This window comes from Pseudomonas sp. T1.Ur, assembly GCF_023516725.1.
Lineage (GTDB): Bacteria > Pseudomonadota > Gammaproteobacteria > Pseudomonadales > Pseudomonadaceae > Aquipseudomonas > Aquipseudomonas alvandae.
The window spans coordinates 2,727,532-2,746,570 of record NZ_JAMGSN010000001.1 but is presented as its reverse complement, the minus strand read 5'-3'; the positions used below and the strand labels follow the sequence as shown (position 1 = coordinate 2,746,570).

14 protein-coding genes are annotated in these 19,039 nt (G+C 61.1%); 8 read left to right on the top strand and 6 right to left on the bottom strand.

Going from position 1 to position 19,039, the window contains the following annotated elements:
* Positions 1-38 precede the first annotated feature (38 nt).
* A complete protein-coding gene (locus tag M8Q45_RS12255; RefSeq protein ID WP_249874969.1) occupies positions 39-1,658 on the bottom strand; it encodes an inorganic phosphate transporter in 1,620 nt (539 codons plus the stop codon).
* Positions 1,659-1,966: 308 nt separating this feature from the next.
* Between M8Q45_RS12255 and M8Q45_RS12250 the strand changes: the two genes are divergently transcribed.
* Both M8Q45_RS12250 and acuI read left to right on the top strand, forming a co-directional pair.
* Complete coding sequence (locus M8Q45_RS12250) at positions 1,967-2,779, top strand: oxidoreductase (protein ID WP_249874968.1); 813 nt, start codon at positions 1,967-1,969, stop codon at positions 2,777-2,779.
* Between the two features lie 55 nt (positions 2,780-2,834).
* Positions 2,835-3,821, top strand: coding sequence for an acrylyl-CoA reductase (NADPH) (gene acuI, locus M8Q45_RS12245; protein WP_249874967.1), 987 nt, complete (start codon positions 2,835-2,837; stop codon positions 3,819-3,821).
* Between the two features lie 47 nt (positions 3,822-3,868).
* Here acuI and M8Q45_RS12240 read toward each other — a convergent pair whose 3' ends face one another.
* From M8Q45_RS12240 to M8Q45_RS12230, 3 genes are all read right to left on the bottom strand, one after another.
* Entirely contained in the window at positions 3,869-4,432 is a 564-nt protein-coding gene (locus tag M8Q45_RS12240) for a cytochrome b (RefSeq protein WP_249874966.1), read from the bottom strand.
* Positions 4,433-4,530: 98 nt separating this feature from the next.
* Entirely contained in the window at positions 4,531-5,985 is a 1,455-nt protein-coding gene (locus M8Q45_RS12235) for an aldehyde dehydrogenase family protein (protein ID WP_249874965.1), read from the bottom strand.
* A gap of 32 nt (positions 5,986-6,017) precedes the next feature.
* Positions 6,018-7,391 (bottom strand): aspartate aminotransferase family protein, encoded by a 1,374-nt coding sequence (locus M8Q45_RS12230; RefSeq protein WP_249874964.1) that lies wholly within the window; start codon positions 7,389-7,391, stop codon positions 6,018-6,020.
* Positions 7,392-7,842: 451 nt separating this feature from the next.
* On the opposite strand from M8Q45_RS12230, the gene M8Q45_RS12225 reads away from it, so the two are divergent.
* A complete protein-coding gene (locus M8Q45_RS12225; RefSeq protein WP_249874963.1) occupies positions 7,843-8,820 on the top strand; it encodes a helix-turn-helix domain-containing protein in 978 nt (325 codons plus the stop codon).
* Positions 8,821-8,940: 120 nt separating this feature from the next.
* A complete protein-coding gene (locus M8Q45_RS12220; RefSeq protein ID WP_249874962.1) occupies positions 8,941-10,389 on the top strand; it encodes an APC family permease in 1,449 nt (482 codons plus the stop codon).
* Between the two features lie 219 nt (positions 10,390-10,608).
* On the opposite strand, the gene M8Q45_RS12215 is transcribed toward M8Q45_RS12220, so the two are convergent.
* Together M8Q45_RS12215 and M8Q45_RS12210 are read right to left on the bottom strand one after the other, a co-directional pair.
* The gene (locus tag M8Q45_RS12215; RefSeq protein ID WP_249874961.1) at positions 10,609-11,244 is read right to left on the bottom strand and encodes a flagellar biosynthesis protein; all 636 of its coding nucleotides are present in this window, start codon (positions 11,242-11,244) and stop codon (positions 10,609-10,611) included.
* Positions 11,245-11,347: 103 nt separating this feature from the next.
* Positions 11,348-12,262 (bottom strand): LysR family transcriptional regulator, encoded by a 915-nt coding sequence (locus M8Q45_RS12210; RefSeq protein ID WP_030138713.1) that lies wholly within the window; start codon positions 12,260-12,262, stop codon positions 11,348-11,350.
* Between the two features lie 258 nt (positions 12,263-12,520).
* Between M8Q45_RS12210 and M8Q45_RS12205 the strand changes: the two genes are divergently transcribed.
* The 4 genes from M8Q45_RS12205 to pgm all read left to right on the top strand — a co-directional run bounded on the left by M8Q45_RS12205 (position 12,521) and on the right by pgm (position 18,911).
* The gene (locus M8Q45_RS12205; RefSeq protein WP_030138714.1) at positions 12,521-13,546 is read left to right on the top strand and encodes a zinc-dependent alcohol dehydrogenase family protein; all 1,026 of its coding nucleotides are present in this window, start codon (positions 12,521-12,523) and stop codon (positions 13,544-13,546) included.
* 670 nt (positions 13,547-14,216) lie between these two features.
* Positions 14,217-15,701, top strand: a complete 1,485-nt coding sequence (locus M8Q45_RS12200; RefSeq protein ID WP_249874960.1) for a hypothetical protein — start codon at positions 14,217-14,219, stop codon at positions 15,699-15,701.
* 75 nt (positions 15,702-15,776) lie between these two features.
* Positions 15,777-17,174: an aminotransferase-like domain-containing protein gene (locus M8Q45_RS12195; protein WP_249874959.1), complete on the top strand. Its 1,398-nt coding sequence runs from the start codon at positions 15,777-15,779 to the stop codon at positions 17,172-17,174.
* A 90-nt stretch (positions 17,175-17,264) separates the two neighbouring features.
* Positions 17,265-18,911, top strand: coding sequence for a phosphoglucomutase (alpha-D-glucose-1,6-bisphosphate-dependent) (gene pgm / locus M8Q45_RS12190; RefSeq protein WP_249874958.1), 1,647 nt, complete (start codon positions 17,265-17,267; stop codon positions 18,909-18,911).
* Positions 18,912-19,039 lie beyond the last annotated feature (128 nt).

Below are 19,039 nucleotides of genomic sequence, written 5' to 3'. Positions count from 1 at the left end.
TACACACCGGGCCCCGAACATTTGCTGCGGAATCTGGATCAGAACAGCTGGGTGAACAACCAATAAAGGCTGCCAGACAACAGGATGGCAGCAGGCAGCGTGAGCACCCAGGCCATCAGCAGGTTGCGGATCGTGCGCATCTGCAGGCCACCGCCGTTGGCGACCATCGTGCCGGCCACGCCCGAGGACAGTACATGGGTGGTGGACACCGGCAGGCCGAACACGTCGGCAGCGCCAATGGTCAGCATCGCGACCGTTTCAGCCGAGGCGCCTTGGGCGTAGGTGAGGTGCGACTTGCCGATTTTCTCTCCCACCGTCACCACGATGCGTTTCCAGCCGACCATGGTGCCCAGGCCAAGGGCGATGGCCACGGCGATCTTCACCCATAACGGAATGAATCGCGTCGAATTGTCGATCTGCTGCTTGAACAGTTGCAGCTTGTCGCGGGTGTCGGCGTCGAAGTTGCCGACCTGATTCTTGTCCATCAGGCGAATGGTTTCGCTGGTCAGGTACATGTCGTTGCGCACGTTGCCCACGGCTTCGACGGGCACCTTCGCCAGCGAGCCGTAGCCTTTGACCTCGGCTCCGATGCTGCCGGTCATCGCGGCAAGGGCCGGCACCAGTTGTGGCGTGGCCTGCTTGCTGCTGACGTAGGCGGACAGGATAGGGCGCGGGTCGGCCGGTGCCGGTGAGGGCGAATGCTTGACCAAGGCTTGTTGGGTGACTTCGGCCACCGCGGCGAATTGAAGTGCCTGGTCGGCAGGCATCGTGCGGTTGAGTGCATACGCCATCGGCAGGGTGCCCACCAGGATCAGCATGATCAGGCCCATGCCTTTCTGGCCGTCGTTGGAACCGTGGGCGAACGAAACACCGGTGCAGGTCAGGATCAGCAGGCCGCGAATCCACCAAGGTGGCGGTGTGTTGCCTTCAGGTGCCTTGTACAGCGCGCGATTCTTGACGAAAGCCCGCAGCGCCAGCAACAGCAACGCGGCGCAGCCGAAACCTACCAGCGGTGACAAAAGCAGCGCGTAGCCGATCTTGGTCGCCTGGGCCCAGTCCACGCCGCTGGTGCCATCGCGACCGTGCATCAGCGCATTGGCGACGCCGACGCCGATGATCGAACCAATCAGCGTGTGGGAAGACGAGGCCGGCAGGCCCAGCCACCAAGTGCCGAGGTTCCAAAGAATGGCGGCGATCAGCAACGCGAAGATCATGGCGAAACCGGCGGAGGAGCCGACCTGCAGGATCAGCTCCACCGGCAGCAAGGCGATGATGCCGAAAGCCACCGCGCCACTGGACAGCAACACCCCAAGGAAATTGAAGAAACCCGACCAGGCCACCGCGAAATTGGGGGCCATGGAATTGGTATAGATAACCGTGGCCACGGCGTTGGCGGTGTCGTGGAAACCGTTGACGAACTCAAAGCCCAGCGCGATCAGCAGCGCGACACCCAGCAGCAGGAACGGTGTCCACGTGGTCACTACGGTGCCGAGCTCGTTCATATCGTGCATCAGGCTGTAGGCAGTGAACAAAAGGCCGATGCCCAGCACCGCAAAAAAAATGGCCAGGGTCATCATGCTCGGCTTGCGATCCAGCTGCGGTCTCGAAGGGGAGGCGACCGAGCCCGACAGGTTGGAAGCCAGGGTAGGCGTTGTCATGGTGGGAAACTCGCGAAATAGGAGGCATTCCCGATCCTAGTCGCACTTTGTTACAAAGCGGTGATGGTGGTAATTCCAGGATTGTTTCATCGGTGAAACGTTTTTTTGCTGATGATCGCCGCAAATTTCAGCAACGGTGCTAGTGAAGCCTGTCGGACAGACTGCGGTCCTGGCGAACAAAGCATGGCGCGTTCAATTAGATGTCGATCAAAATCAAAACTGTTGACGTTTATGATTATGCTCATCATCATAGATCTGCCCGACACGCTTCGATGCCGGCCCCGACCCTGCTGCCCGAGGAAAACTTCATGACAATCAACAAACCCGTAGCATTGGTAACAGGCGCTTCGTCCGGTATCGGAGAGGCCATCGCCGGCAAGCTCGTTGCGGCAGGCTACAAGGTCTACGGCACCAGCCGCAGAGGCGTCCAGTCGGATCAACGGGCGTTTGCCATGCTGGCGCTGGACGTGACCGACGATGCCTCTGTCGAGCGCGCTGTCCAGGAACTGTTGCAGTTGGAGGGCCGTATCGACCTGCTGGTCAACAATGCCGGTTTCGGGCTCGCACCCGCGGCGGCGGAGGAGAGCTCCATCGACCAGGCGAAGGCGGTTTTCGATACCAATTTCATGGGCGTTGTCCGGATGACTCGCGCCGTTGTGCCCCACATGCGGCGCCAGGGCAGCGGCCGCATCATCAACATAGGTTCGATCCTCGGCGTCGTGGCCGTGCCTTATGTGGCGCTCTACGTCGCGAGCAAACATGCGGTGGATGGCTATTCTCAAGCCCTGGACCACGAACTGCGCACCCACGGCATCCGGGTCACGGTGATCGAACCCGGCTATACCCGGACCTCGTTCGAAAGCAACAGCCTGGAGGCTGACGCCAAGCTGGACCTGTACGAAGATATTCGGGTAAAGGTCACCAAAGTCGTCAACCAGGCGATGGCGACCGCCGAAAGCGCGGATGTGGTGGCTGACGTGGTGCTCAAGGCGGCGCGGGCCGAGCGTCCCAAGCTGCGCTATACCGCTGGCAAGGCGGCGGCGCAGCTGCAATGGATGCGCCGCTTCGCGCCGGCTGGCCTCCTGGATACGGGCATCCGCAAAGCCATGCAGCTCGCGTGAGCCTGCCTTATCCAGCCCGTCGTCCCCATCCTTCAATCGAACAGGAAACATGACAATGACTTTCAAGGCGCTGCTCACCACTAAAGCCGACGATGTGATTTCCACCCGCCTGGTCGATTTCAAGGATGAGGACTTGATGGCCGGCGACGTTACCGTGGCGATCGAGTACTCAACGGTGAATTACAAGGACGCCATGGCCCTCAGCGGGCGTTCACCGGTGATTCGCCAGTTCCCGTTGATTCCGGGCATCGACTTCGCCGGTATCGTCGAAACGTCGAGCCACGCAGGTTTCCAAGCCGGTGACCGCGTGCTGGTCAATGGCTGGGGGCTGAGCCAGACCCACCACGGTGGCTTTGCCCAGAAAGCGCGGGTGAGTGGCGACTGGCTGGTGAAAGTCCCGGAGGCGTTTTCAACCCGACAAGCGATGGCGATCGGCACCGCCGGCTACACGGCGATGCTGAGTGTCCTGGCGCTGGAGCATGGCGGCCTGACGCCCGAGCGTGGCGATATCCTGGTGACCGGTGCCAATGGCGGTGCAGGCTCGGTGGCGATCGCGTTGTTGTCCGGGCTGGGTTATCGGGTGATCGCCTCGACCGGACGGCAGGAAGAGGCCGACTACCTGCGCGACCTCGGTGCGGCCGAAATCATCGATCGCCGTTTGTTGTCGGAGCCGGGCGCGCCGATTGCGAAGGAGCGATGGGCGGGCGTCATCGACTCGGTCGGCAGCCATACCTTGGCCAATGCCTTGGCCCAGACCCAATACCGGGGGGTTGTCGCTGCCTTTGGCCTGGCCCAGGGCGCGGACCTGCCCGGCTCGGTGCTGCCGTTTATCCTGCGCAACGTGACCCTGGCGGGTATCGACTCGGTGAACGCTCCGCAAGCTGCGCGTCTGCAGGCCTGGTCGCGACTGGCCCGGGATCTGGACGTGAACAAGCTTGCCCGTATTACCCAGGTGATTGGTTTGGCCGAGGTTCCGGCGGTGGCTGCCCGGGTGTTGCAAGGGCAGGTTCGCGGGCGCACGGTCGTCGACGTGAACGCATGAATGTTCAATAAGCAGGCATCTCATGACGCTGCCAAGGCCTCTGGTCGTTACAACATCCGGCGCAAGACGTCGCTGCGAGGGTCGCGGTCGAAGAACCGGTGCTTGAGGGCACCGGCGATGTGCACCAGGACCAGGCCGAGCAGGGTATAGGCGAGCACTTTGTGCAGCCATTGGAAGACGACGAACCAATCGTCATTCTTGCCAAGAAGCTCTGGAAGGTTTACCCCGAAAAAGAACACGCCGTCGCTCATCGTGTAGGTGCTCGACATCGAATAGCCCATCAATGGCACGATCACCAGCAGCGCATACAGGGTGCGGTGCGCAAGCCTTGATGAAACTCTTTCATACCGCGCCAAGGACTCGGGCGGTTGCGGCAGCCTGGTGGCCTTTACGCGCAGGGCGATTTGGACCAGGACGACCAGGAACATCAACACCCCGAAGGATTTGTGCCACGGGTAGTACAGCTCATATTTGCTCGCCACTTCATCATTCAGCCCGGTCATGTGCCAGCCGGCCCAGAGGAGGCCTGCGACGAGCAAGGCGCGCACCCAATGCAAAATACGCAGGGACGTCGGGTACCGATCAATTATTGTTTGATTTGCCGGATTCATCGCGGTCTCTCCAAGGATCATCAACGCATCGAAATGCACGTCGAACGGCCCCTGCCACCTCGCATTGCAGGGCCGTTCGGTCAGTGCGGGTCTTGTTCTCAGCTGGGCAGCAGCACGGTGATGACCTTCTCTTCGGTGTAGGCCTGTGCGCCGCTGAACCCGCCTTCACGCCCGATGCCGCTGGCCTTGACGCCGCCCCAGGGCAGGTTGGCGTCAAGCGGGCTCCAGCAATTGACGCCGACGGCACCGGCCTTCACCGCGGCGGCCACGCGATGGGCTCGCACCAAGTCGGCCGTCCAGACCGTGGCCGCCAGGCCGTAGGTGGAGTCGTTGGCCAGCGCGATCGCCTCTTCTTCGCGGTCGAACGTGATCACCGTGCCGACAGGGCCGAAGATCTCGTCCCGGGCGATTGCCATGTCGTTGCGGGCATTGGCGAAAATCGTCGGCTGGACGAACCAGCCCTGGCCAGGGTTCGATACGCCGCCCGCCAAGAGCGAGGCGCCTTGTTCGATGCCCACTTGGATGTAGCGGTTGACGCGGTCGAATTGCGCCTTCTTGGCCACCGGCCCCATCTGCACGCCAGGCTGGCGCGGGTCACCGACCTTGACGGCGCGCGCGGCGTCGGCGAGCGCGGCGGCGAAACGTTCGGCGATGCCGCGTTGGACCAGGATGCGCGAGCCGGCCGCGCAGATTTGTCCCTGGTTGGCGAACAGGCCGAGGGAGCAGCCGAAGAGCGCGTCGTCGAAGGAGGCATCGTCGAAGACAATCTGGGGACTCTTGCCGCCCAGCTCCAATGCCACGCGCTTGAACAACACGCCGGCGGTGCGCTGGATCTCGCGTCCGGCCTCGGGGCTGCCGGTGAAGCTGATCTTGGCCACGTGCGGGTGTTGGCACAGGGCGCGGCCCACCTCGTCGCCGTAGCCCGTGACCACGTTGATCACGCCATCCGGGAAGCCCGCTTCCTGTGCCAGCGCCGCCAGGTGCAGGGCCGATTGCGGCGTTTCTTCCGACGGCTTGACGACCACCGTGCAGCCCGCCGCCAACAACGCGGCGAGCTTCCAGACGGTGATCATCAGCGGCGAGTTCCAAGGAACGATGGCACCGACCACACCCACCGGTTCCCGCACCGTGTAGGACAGGGTCTTGGTGCCGAAGTAACCACCGGTAGGAATGGTGCGCCCTTCGAGCTGATTGGCCCAGCCGGCGGCAGCGCGCAGGTTGGCGATGGCGTTGGGGATGTCCAGCCGGCGTGGTTCGACCGGTGAACGGCCGATGGCGTTGGCGTCCAGGTCGGCCAGCAATTCGGTGTCGCGCTCGACCAGGTCAGCCAGTTTCGACAGCAGCCGACCGCGCTGGGCACCGTCGAGTTGGCGCCAGGCGCCATGCTCAAGTTGCTGGCGTGCCGCGCTCACGGCGCGGTCCACATCCTCGGCGGTGCCGCGGGCGGTGCTGCCGTAAGTCTGTTCCGTCACCGGATCGACGAGCGCGATGCGGCGACCGTCCGAAGCTTCGAAGGTCGCGCCTTCGATGAAGTGATTGAAATGCTGGGTCATTTTTGCGATCCGTAATGAGGTGAGATGGACGGTCAAGCCTTGAGGGAGGCCAAGGCATCGCCAAAAATGTCCAGGGCCTTGAAGAACAGCGAACGAGGGATCGTCAGCGAGGGCATGACCCGCATCACATTGCTGTAGCGACCGCAGGGAATCATCAACACGCCGTGGTTCAACAAGTAGCCCATGATCTGGCCGATCTTCGCCGGTGCCAGTGGCGCCTTGGTGATCGGGTCCTCCACCAGCTCGATTCCGATCATCAGGCCGCGACCGCGTACTTCGCCGATGAGGCGGCTGTCGAAGCCACGGATGCGTTCCTGGGCTTCGAGGCCGAGGGTGTGGGCGCGGTTGAGCAGATCGAGTTCTGGATCCTGGAGAATGCTGATGTTGGTCAGCGCCACGGCGGCGGACAGCGAGTTGGCGGCAAAGGTGTTGGGCACCGAGCCATCGGGAATCGCGGCCGCCAGGTCCGAGCGCATGATCAGGCCGGCCATGGGCAGGTCGCTGCCGATGCCCTTGCCGAACGTGAGCATGTCGGGCTTCACGCCGGAGTGCTCGACCGCCCACATCTTGCCGGTGCGCCCGGCGCCGGACTGCACTTCGTCGACGATCAGCAACGCACCGCTGCGGTCGCAGGCCTTGCGCAACAACTGCAGGAATTCCGGTGAGGGAGGCACGTAGCCGCCTTCGCCCTGTACCGGTTCCACGATCACCGCGGCCACGTCATCGGCGGCGGTGTAGGGCGTGTTGAGCAGATAGTCCACGTATTCGCCGGCAATCTGCTCGGCGCTTTTGTGCGTGGTGTCGAAGGGGAAACGGTAGGCATAAGGGTAGGGCGCATGAATGACGCCACCCATCTGGGCACCGTAACCCTTGCGGTAGGCCGTGCCCGTGGTCAGCGCGCCCGACGCGTTCCAGACGCCATGATAGCCGCCATGGAAAGCGATGATCTGATGGCGTCCGGTGATGCGCTTGGCGAACTTGATCGCGGCTTCCAGCGCATCGCTGCCGCTTTGCGTGAAGAAGGTAATGCAGTCGCCGCGCAGTCCGTCGGGCGCGATATCGGCGATCTTGGCGGCCAGTTCAGTGCGCCGGGTGCTGTTGACTTCCAGGGCGTGCATCAACACTTCGGACTGCTCGCGGATGGCCTGGACCACCTTCGGGTGGCAGCGGCCTACGCTGCTGACGCCCACGCCAGCGGACAGATCGATGTAGGTGTTGCCATCCGGGTCCTTGAAGGTTGCGCCAAAGGCACGGTCCATGGCCACGGGCATGCGTGCGCCGCCGCGCGCCATCGACTCGGTACGCGCCGACAAGGCCAGGGCCTCGGTGGTCTTGGGGCCGGGAATGGCGGACGTTATCCGCGGGGCGTCCGCGAAATGGAGGGATTCAAGTTTGGCTTCACTCATGACGGTCTCTCAGGATGTCGATTTTCAGTGTCTCGATCATCCCCGCCGCCTGATCGCGGCCGTTAGCCCGAATCGGCACATGCGGGCGTCGTTGGAGCATTAAAGTGAGCGGTGTACTTTTCAAGCCGCGTCGCCACGGGGCTGGCATCTACTCCCAATCAAGTAGGAGCTGGCGGAGCCTGCGATCTTTTGATCTTGATCTTTCGCTTGAGATTCAAGTGTTCCTGGAAAGATCGCAGCCTCGCTTCGCTCGGCAGCTCCTACAGGCCCAGCGGGAGCAAGCTCCCTCGCCACAGGGACGGGTTGCGGCAGGAACCTGTTGAGAGGAGTCTTGATGCCCTGACAGGGAAAATGCATTGATCAAACAAAATTTGCGGAATTCTCTCATTGTGAGAATATCGGCCAGGAAGGCGCTCAAACAACAAGAACATTGGCCGAGGCGTTCGTCACCATGAAGCAGCTCAACATCAGTCGGTTCCATGACATTCATGTCCATGCCGCGACCGTCCAGGAATGGAGCCAGGATTACAACCAGTTGACCGCCGGCTCGGCCGAGAGCTCGCTCATCCAGATGACAACGGCGCGTTGCCATGTCTTTCGTGAGCAGATCAACCAGCGTGTCGTGCAGCACGGCGTAGCCCCACGAGGCAAGATGTGTTTTGCCGTACCCATCACCGTCCCGGGTTCGGTCCGGATGCAGGGAAGGGAAGTGGACGACAGCAGCCTATTCTTTCTCCACGGTGGCGAGGAATTCATGTTCCATATGCCGATGGGCATGGAGCTGCTGGCCATTACGTTCGAGCGTGAGCTGTTCGAACAAGCGTTGGCGCAAACCGAATCGGCCAAGGACATCAGCCGATTGCTGCGGCAACCGGTGATCAGGGTGCCGACCCAGCGCTATGCAGGGGCCCGCCGTCGAATGCTGGCGGCATTTTCCCAGGCGCTGTTGAGCGAAGAAGATGACGTTGCCCAGGACCGGGAATTGCAGCTGGAACAAACCATGCTCGGCGAGTTGCTGCAACTGATGACCGACCCCGCCTGCGACAAACAGCAGCGCACGCCAAGCTCCACACGCAGCTACATCGTCGAAAAGTGCCATCGCCTGGCGACCGCGCAGCTGAACAACGTGCCCAGCGTCGATGAATTGTGCCAACGACTCCAGGTAAGCCGGCGCACCGTGCAGAACAGCTTTCGCGCAGTCGCCGAGACGACGCCGATCAATTACCTGCGTTCCGTCAGGCTCAATGGCGTACGCCGGACGTTGATGTCGACCCGGGCGTCCCATCTGTCGATCGGCGATGTCGCCGCCCAGTGGGGCTTCTTTCACCTCAGTCATTTTGCCGCCGAATACCAGGCCCTGTTCTCAGAGTTGCCATCCCACACCGCCCGCGCTGCCATTGCCGATTACGCGCGTGCCGATTTGGGTTAATGAGGCACTGAGGGAGAGGCATAGGATCGACTCCGGCGTGCGGCACCCACGATAAGGCTATCCCGTCGTGGTCCGCGCCGATCCTGCAGCGAATACCTCATCCCATAAGGTCAACAAGACATGAGCGTACCTCTCCTGGTCAACAGCTCCACCGAGCTCAAGCGTGGCGCCCTGGGTGTCGGCTTCATCATCTTTTTCGTGGTCTCGGCGGCGAGCCCGCTGAGCGTCATTGCCGGCGGTTTTCCCATCGGCATCATGCTCGGCAACGGCGCGGGTACTCCGGCACTGCTGATCCTGGCCTTGCTCGTGCTACTGGCGTTTTCGGTGGGCTACACCACCCTGGCCCGACATCTCACCCACGCGGGCGGTTTCTATGCCTTCACCTCCGTGGGCCTGGGCGGAATGGCCGGTGGCGCAGCGGGGGTGCTGGCGATGTTTGCCTACAACATCCTCCAGGTCGGCTTGTACGGTATGTTCGGCGGTGTCGTCAGCGGCACGATGCAGGGTATGTTTGGCCTGCTGCTGCCCTGGTGGGCGTATTCGCTGATGGCCATGGCCAGCGTCGCGATCCTCGGGTACCGCAAGATCGATCTGTCTGCCCGGGTGCTGTCAGTCATCGTGGTTGCTGAATACCTGGCGATCCTGGTCCTGGATTTCGCCATCCTGAGATCCGGGGGCGACAGCGGCATCAACCTGGACGCGTTCGATCGCGGCCATGTGTTCAGCGGCACACCGTCCATCGGCTTGTTGTTCTGCTTCGCGGCGTTCATTGGGTTCGAAGCCACCACGATCTACGGCGAGGAGGCGAAGAATCCCCAGCGAACCATTCCGATTGCCACTTACTGCTCGGTGTTGTTGATCGGCGGCTTCTACGCGCTGTCGGTCTGGTCGATGGTGGTGGGCGTAGGCGCGGACAAGATTGTCGCCACGCTCCAGGCCCTGCAGGATCCGACGACGTTTATCTATGGCCTGTCCGACCATTTCGTCGGTCCCTCCCTGACCCAGGTCATTCGTGTGCTGTTCATGATCAGCATCTATGCCGGATTGCTCGCCTTTCATAACGCCGCAGCCCGCTACTTCTTCGCCATTGGCCGTGATGGCTTGCTGCCGAGCCGGTTGGGCACGACCCACCGTGTCCACCAGAGCCCCCACATGGGCTCGGCGTTGCAGAGCTTGATCTCCGCCGTGGTCGTGCTGGTTTTCGCCGCGATGGACGCAGATCCGATCCTGCAACTGTTCGCCTGGCTGTCCAACCTGGCGACGCTGTGCGTGATCCTGCTGATGGCGCTCACCTCCGCCGCGGTCGTCGTTTTCTCCCTGCGTCATCCCGAACTGAAGCTGGGGCTCTGGCGAGGGGGCCTCTTCCCCGGTTTTTCTTGCCTGGTGCTGTTGGCGGTACTGGTGATTGCCGTGGTGCACTTCGATGTACTGACGGGGGCCAGCAAGGCGCTGTCCTACAGCCTTTGCGCCATTATCCCGGCTGCCTTGCTCGTGGGCGTGTTCCTGGCGGCTCGCCTGCGGGAGGCGACGCCGCAGCGGTACCTGGCATTGGGTTGCCACAAGCTGTAGCGGCTCCGATGATCCGCTAGCAAAATTAATGAACATGGTGGGGTTCGCGGTCCTGGTGCCGGTCACGCTGGCCTACAACACGTGGGGGTTCTGGGTGTTTCGCGGTAAGGTCAAGGCGGAGTCACCGCAGGAGTAGTCGGTTGATTTGGCTTGAGGTCCAGCATGTAGAGAGCGTACAGCAGCCCCGGTAGGTGGCTGCTGTTGATGATGCGCTCTTTTTCAGGGCTTGGTCTTGCCGAGTTGCTTGCCCGTCTCAGTGACGATAGCTTGAAGACCCAGCTCGTTAATCTTCTTCCAGTCGCTGTCTGTGGCCAATTGCATGCTGTCACGAGTGTTGGTTGTCACTTCCAGCGGCACGGTGCCCGGCGCTTCGATTTTCAGACGGGCTTTGTTGTTCACGGCCACGGTGAAGGCGCCAGGAGAGAACCACGACCAGTATTCGATGATGTGTACATTGACCGGCGTAGCGCTCGGCGTTGGCGTGGTCACGATTTGATAGCCTGCCTGCTGATAAGCTGTGGCCACAGCATTACCTACCAGTTGTGACACGGTCCGCCCGGAAGGAAGCACCACATCACCAAGCCCTTTGCCAAAACCGTTGCGTTTGCGGCCGATGGCTCGCTCGGTGACGCTGGAGTCGTTTACTTCATCGTTTTTGAGGGAAGGAATATCCGCGCTGCGTGGCTTGATTTCGAAAACCCGTTCATCCAATGCATTGATGTAAATCTGCTGGCCTTGGCCTGAAGCGGCCACTTGCGGTACCGGGCCGATTACATCTACCTCGGAACGGTTGGTCACGCATCCTGCGAGTGAAGCGAGAACGATAACGGCGGCGGTGGTTTTGAAATACGACATGAGTGCTCCTCTGCGGTGGGGTCTTCCTTGGGCCCTGGTCGTTTTCGGGCGCCAGGGCATAAGAGTGTCTTGCGGTTTGCGAAAAAGGGTTGAGAGCGCGGCGCTACAGGCTATCCGGATCGCCAAAGAACATCTGAATACGCGAACGCAGCCAGCGCTCCCCCGGGTCGTTGTCCTGTGACCCGCGCCAGGCCATGTGCAGTTCAAAGCTGCGCACCGGGATCGGCGGGTCTTCGGCACGGACGCCGCCGGCGGCGGTCAGTGCGTCGGCGGTGTAGTCGGGGACGATGGCGATGATGTCGGTGCCTGACAACAGTGTGCTCAAGCCGTTGAACTGCGGCACGGCCAGCACCACATGGCGCTTGCGGTCGAGTTTTTCCAGTTCTTCATCGATGAACCCGCTCAAGTCACCTGCGAAGGACACCAGGGCGTGGGGGCGGGCACAGAACTCGTCCAGGGTCAGCCGTCCCGGCGCGGTGTCGGCCCGTAGCACTTTGGGCATGCTGCGCCGCAGGACCTTGCGCTTGGCATTGGCCGGCAGGTCTTCGGTGTAGCTGACGCCGATGGAGATCTCGCCGGATGCCAGCAAGCCCGGCATCAGGATGTAATTGACCCGGCGCACCACCAGCACGATGCCTGGCGCTTCGGCCCGCAGGCGCTTGAGCAGCATCGGCAGCAGGGCGAACTCGGCATCGTCAGACAGACCGATGCGAAACACCGAGGTGCTGGTGGCCGGGTCGAATTCCGCCGCCCGGCTGACCGCCGTCGAAATCGAATCCAGGGCCGGAGAGAGCAGGGCGAAGATCTCGACCGCCCGGGCCGTGGGTTCCATGCTGCGCCCGGTGCGCACGAACAAAGGATCATCGAACAGGCTGCGCAGGCGCGACAACGCGGCGCTGATGGCCGGCTGGCCGAGAAACAGTTTCTCGGCGGCGCGGGTCACACTGCGTTCATGCATCAATGTTTCGAACACGATCAACAGGTTCAGGTCGACACGACGCAGGTCATTACGATTCATCTGGGGTCCTGGCAGATTCGGCAAGCTTGACGTGGACGGCCATATGGGAACAATGGCCGGCATGAATCTTACGGGGAAAGGCTGGTACTCTGCATTGGGTAAATGCATTTTCTTAAGGATAAGGCTTACAGGACTGGTTCGGTTTTCTTGCTGCGGAATCAATGACAGGCATGTCGACTATTAATAGCCACTGATGGTCTTGGGTACAAAGCCCGGATAGAGTTCATGGCATTAGAGGTTACTTTGACGAGGTTTGCGATGTCCCGCACGATCCGTTTTCACAAGTTTGGTGGTGCCGAGGTGCTCAAATGCGAAGAGCATGCGGCGGCTCTTCCTGCGCCAGGAGAAGTGCAGGTCCGTGTCGAAGCGATCGGCATCAGCTGGTATGACACCCTTTGGCGCCAGAACCTGGCGTCCTCCCAGGCCCGCCTGCCATCAGGGCTGGGACATGAAATGGCCGGCGTGGTCACTGCCGTCGGCGAGGGTGTCGACGATCTGGCCGTGGGTGACAAGGTCGCCAGCTTCCCCGCCGAGAGTCCGAACGATTACCCGGTGTACGGCGAGGTCATCGTATTGCCGCGCACCGCCCTGACCCGTTATCCCGACGTGCTCAGCCCGATCGAAGCCGCCGTGCATTACACGCCGCTGCTGATCGCCTATTTCGCCTACATGGACCTGGCCAGGGTCAAGCCTGGGCAATTTGCCCTGGTGACCGACGCCAGCCATTGCGCCGGCCCATCCTTCGTACAGCTGGGCAAAGCCCTGGGTGTGCGGGTGATCGCAGCCACCAAGACGGCCGACGAGCGTGAATACCTGCTGTCGCTGGGGGCTGAAAAGGTCATTGTCACCGAAGAGCAGGACTTGCTGATGCAGATCAACAAGCTCACTGACAGCCGTGGCGTCGATGTCGTGTTCGACGGCCTTGGCGGGCCGCAGATGTCGCTGCTCGGCGATGTGTTGGCACCCCGTGGAAGCCTGGTGCTGTATGGCCTGCAAGGCGGCAACCAGACGCCATTCCCGGCCTGCGCGGCGTTCCAGAAGAACATCCAGTTCTTCGTGCACTGCATCGGTAACTTCACTGGCAAGCCGGAACTGGGCATTGTCCAGGACCAGGTGGCGTTGCAACGCGCGTTGCGCGACATCAATCAACTGACCGCCGACCGCGTACTGTTGCCACTCAAGACTCGGGTGTTCCCGTTCTCCGAGTTCGTCGAGGCCCACCGCTACATGGGCGAGTGCCCTTGCCGTGAGCGCGTTGCCCTTCAGATCGTCGATCCCGCCTGATCTGCCCCCTTGCGCAAGAGTCATTGTCTACGGCTCTTGCGCGATCTCCCGCCGAATCGGCCCAGTATTTCTCCTGTCATCGCGCCCGCTTGACGCCGAGCGTAGCTGCGCCTGGACGTGCGTTGTCGAGGCTGCTGCCCAATCGCCCAAGATCACTGACCTGCAAACCCAACTGAACTGGTTTTTGCCGTCAATCTGTATCTTCTAATCATTATTTAAGTCTTGATAATTGAACGCTTGTTTCTATCAAGGATGAATTCATGGCGAGATATAGATATCTAAAGTTCATGCCTGCAAGTGCATGGTCTGGCCGCATTCTGTCTGCTTTAAACCTATCTATCAATATTCGGAGGGCATGCGTCGGCGCATGCGGAGTTGCGGCTAGGTTTGTTCTTTATTTTACGTATCCATTGTCTGTAGGGCGCTGTAAGAAGTTTCCTAGGACGCTACTTGAATGCGGCGATGCTCAATAAAACAAGGGGGGTAAAGGAGAGGTGCCTCAAGCAGGTAGGACGACTTTTATATGTGTGACAAATAATTACCAGAGGCAAGGTGTGAGCGGACTGCTAATACTGTTTGCAATAACAAAGTCTTTCATCCAGGCCAGCCCGCCTTGCAATCCGGTCGGTGCGGGTGTGGCGCCGATAATCGAATTTCCAGGTAAATGGCTATGAGTGCAATTCATGAACAGGCAATGACCTACGTATACCAACAGATGTTGCAACGTTTGCTGGATTTCTATTCCCGCGCGGAACGCACCGCCATACAGCTTTTGGTTCAGCGTCTGATCGTGGCAGCTGGCGGCGCCGAGCGCGTCGGCGATTATCGTGTGCTGATGGTCCAGAATGGCAGCCGGGAAAGCTTTTACGTCCTGACGGCCTTGCGGGCGGCGCAGCTGACCATCGCGGGCCGGTATCCGGCGACGTTCGGCCTGCGCGTCGTGACTCCCCGTATGGGCGATATCTCACAAGCCACCCTGGAAAACATTCATCATTGCTACAGCGCGCTGTTCGTCTACGACGACCCTCGCGTGGAGCTGTTGATGGCCGACAACCGTGAAGTGACCTCCTTCAATCATCGGAAGCCGTTATCGACGGCAGCGCGGGATGCCAACCGTACGGACCTGTTGATGTTCGGCCATCTTCGCTCGCCTGATAGCCTCTTGGGCCTGGGCGACGAGGGCTACCTGGCGATGGCGGAGTTCTACAGGAACATGGCGCGCTGGGGGGCGGGGGTGGATTCATGGGTCAGCAGCGACACGCCACGGCAGCAGAAGCAGTTCATGGTCGGGCTTCAGCGTGCGTCCAGGAGATTCGGCCTGGTCATTGATCCGAGCGGTGGTTTCGATGGCCTCTTTGCACAGCTCGATGCCATGGGTGGCGAGCTTTTCCGACAGTTCTACGGCCAGGAAAACATCGAGCCATGGCGTCCCGAAGGGCGTTTCGAGGCGTGTCGACGGTTGGGGCGCGTCAGCATCGATGATCTGATCGTCGATCGGCTGGAAGAGAGCAGTTGGGCGTTGTTCGGGGAGTTCCTGGGAGTGCGACCCGATGGGCTCATCGCACCGACGCTGGATCATGAATACCTCAGCCCGTACCTGTCGGCTCATTTGTATGGCCTGCAAGCCTGTTACCTGCAAGGACGCAGCTATGAGCATGGGTATGGTGATTATGTCCAGCGCACGATCATGCTCATGCATCGCAAGCAACTGCCCATGCATGTCTGCCAGCAGGTCCAGGAACTGTTCGGTTCGCCTTCGGTCATGCCTGAGCGCCGCGCCCAGGCCGCCGCCGAGGCACAGGAAACCTTGGGGCTTAGCGAAACGCAGTTGGTGTGCATGTTGTATGCGCCCTTTATCGAAAACGGCGCGGGCCTGGAAAATTACTTGCGTTGTTGCCATCCCGACATGCTGTTCGCCCTGCCGGAGCTGCGCAGCGCCATAGAGGGTGGGCCCGCCACTGAGGAGGCGAAGCAATGGTTGTACGAGATCAGCGGCCTGTCCGTCGCCTTGCTCAACAAGGTGTACCAGTCCCCCATTGCTGTGGCGGAGCAGCCAATCGTGACCGTGTCCGCCCGCCGGTCTGTGCCTGAGGTGCCCGACTCGAGCGAGGACGAGCAGGGCGTCCATGACCTGTACGAACGCTGGGCGCGCTGAGGAAGGAGGCTTGAGGGATTTCGTTTTCAACACCGAGGCTGGGCCGGCAGTGGCACGTTTCATGGGGCTTGCCTTATGAAGGGAAGTCGTGAACCCGATTTTGCCTACCAGGCGGTCTACAGGTACCTGACAAACCTGATCAATGAACTGGGCGCCGATCCTCGGGTGCGCTTGCCGTCGTTGCGCCAATTGGCCGAGCGATTGAGCGTGTCCATATCCACCATCCAGTACGCATATTCCTTGCTGGAAAAGGAAGGGCGAGTGTATTCGATCGCCAAATCCGGCTATTACGCGTTGCCAGTGCCTTGTGTGACCGCCCTGGGTGACGGTGACGACTTGCTCGAAACCTTGTACGTCAATGCGCGTCGGCCAGGCATGCTGGTGCTGGGGGCTGATGAACCGGCGTCATTGCAGTCGCTGGACAGTCCACTCCTGTTGCTTGAGCGCGAGTTGTTGCGCCAGTACCCGCGTGCATCCCAGATGCCTTCGCAGCCCTGGGGCGAGCAGGAGCTGCGCATGGCGCTGGCGGCTCGCTACACCTCTTCGCCCGCCCGATGCTGGAGCGCCGACGACGTCTATATAGGCGCTGACCTGCGTGGGGTGCTGGAAATCCTGATCGCCGTGCTGACATTGAAAGGGGCGACTGTCCTGGTTGAGTCGCCCTGTGACTGGACTGTCCTGCGTTTGCTCCAGGCGGCCGACATCCAAGTCATCGAGCTGCCATTGATGGCGGGCGGGGACGTTGATGTCGAACAACTGGAACAGTTGCTGGCGAGCGAAACAGTGCCGCTGGTGGTGCTGTCTTCGGTCCTGAACATGCCCATGGGCACGGTGAAAAGTGAAGCCAACCGTCGAGAGGTGGCGCGTCTGCTGGAGCGGTGCGGTACCTGGGTGCTGGAGAACGACAGTTACACCGATCTCGTGTTCGAGCCAGGCAGCCCTCCGTTCCGGGACCTGGTGGATCCGGACCGGCTGATTGTCTACTCCACGTTCGAAAAGACCATCGGTCCCGAGGCGCCCTACGGTTATGTGCTGTCGCGGCAACTGACATTGAAGCTGCAACGACAATTTCTCTTGCGTGCGTTTCGCCTGTCGCCGATTCGCCAGAAAGCGATCGCGCGCTTGTATGGCAACGGTCGGATCGACCAGCACCTGCTGGTGTTGCGGCGCCTACTGCGGGAAAACGCTGCTTCGACAATAGAATTGATGCGTGATCGGCTGGGCGACTGCCTGCATTGGGTCGAGCCCGAAGGTGGCGCAACGGTGTGGGCTAGGTCATCGCGACAGGTCGACCTGCGTGGGGTATTCCAGCGATTGCTTGGCAGGCGCATCGTCATCGCGCCGGGGGAGTTGTTCAGTCTCCAGGGCCTCTACAGCCAGCATTTGCGCCTGACCCATGCATTCCAGGGGGCGGACGATCCGGACGCCGCGTTCCATGCGTTGGCCGAAGCATTGAGGCATGAACAATCATGATCGCAGGGCGATGGATCGAACCCGTCGCGTCATGGTCGAACTGTCAGTAAACTGCACCCATTTTCGAGCCACTCCATTCCGAGGTTTTGCATGACAGTCAGTCCATTTGCGGGCAAGCCGGCACCGGCAGAGTTGTTGATCGATATCCCGCGACTGGTGACGGCCTATTACACCGGCCGGCCCGACGCATCGGTGGCGACCCAGCGCGTGGCTTTTGGCACCTCGGGGCATCGCGGCAGTTCTTTCGACCTGGGTTTCAACGAGTGGCACGTGCTCGCCATCAGCCAGGCAATCTGCCTGTTCCGAGAAGCCCATGGCATCGACGGCCCGTTGTTCGTCGGTATCGACACCCATGCACTCTCCACGCCTGCGGGCGCCAGCGCGTTGGAAGTGCTGGCCGCCAATGGCGTGACCGTGATGATCGCCGAAGGTGACGAGTACACCCCCACGCCAGCGGTTTCCCATGCCATCCTGTGCTACAACCGCGGCCGCACCACTGGCCTGGCCGACGGCATCGTCATCACGCCGTCCCATAATCCACCGCAGAGCGGCGGCTACAAGTACAACCCCACCAATGGTGGTCCGGCAGATACCCATATCACCAAGTGGATCGAAGCCAAGGCCAACGAGCTGCTGGCCAACCAGTTGGCGGGCGTCAAGCGCATCAGCTACGAGCAGGCGCTCAAGGCCGAGACCACCCACCGCCACGATTTCCTCAATACCTACGTCGCCGACCTGGTCAATGTCATTGATTTCGATGCCATCCGCGAAGCTGGCTTGCGCCTGGGCGTAGATCCATTGGGCGGTGCAGGGGTGCGCTATTGGCCTGCGATCGCCGAGCACTATCGCCTGGATCTGGAAGTGGTCAATACACAGGTGGATTCGACGTTCCGCTTCATGACAGTCGACTGGGACGGGCAGATCCGCATGGACCCGTCGTCCAGCCACGCCATGCAAGGGTTGATCGGCCTGAAGGAGCGTTTCGATGTGGCCTTTGCCTGCGACCCGGATCACGACCGTCACGGCATCGTGACGCCAAGCGGCGGCCTGTTGGCGCCGAACAATTACCTGGCGGTGTCCATCGATTACTTGTTCCAGAATCGTCCCCAGTGGCGGGCTGACGCCGCCGTTGGCAAGACGGTGGTCAGTAGCGGCCTGATCGATCGGGTTGCCAAGCGCCTGGGCCGACGCCTGTATGAGGTGCCGGTGGGCTTCAAGTGGTTCGCCGATGGGCTGTTCGATGGCTCCCTTGGCTTCGGCGGCGAAGAAAGCGCCGGGGCCTCGTTCCTGCGCAAGGATGGCGGAGTGTGGAGTACCGACAAGGACGGCCTGATCCCGGCATTGTTGGCTGCGGAGATGACAGCTCGCACCGGGCGTGATCCAAGCCAGGCCTACCGCGCCCTGACGGATGAATTGGGTGAACCGTTCTCGGTGCGTGTCGATGCCAAGGCGAGTCCTCAACAGAAGGCGTTGCTGAGCAAGCTTTCGCCGGATCAAGTCCAATCCACCGAGTTGGCGGGCGAGACGATCCAGAGCATCCTCAGCCATGCGCCAGGCAACGACCAGGCTATCGGCGGATTGAAAGTCATGACCGAAAATGGCTGGTTTGCGGCGCGTCCATCCGGTACCGAGGACATTTATAAAATCTACGCCGAAAGCTTCGTCAGCGACGATCACCTGAAACAATTGGTGGTCGAAGCCCAGGCGTTGGTGGACGGTGCCATTTCCGGGCAGTAACTGAGCGTCGTATCGCGACCAAGCTCGTTCCCATGCAGCCATGCATATCCTTGTGGGAGCGAGCCTGCTCGCGAATGCGTCGCCACGAAGCGCCGCGATACCAACCTGCCATACCACTTTCACTTCAT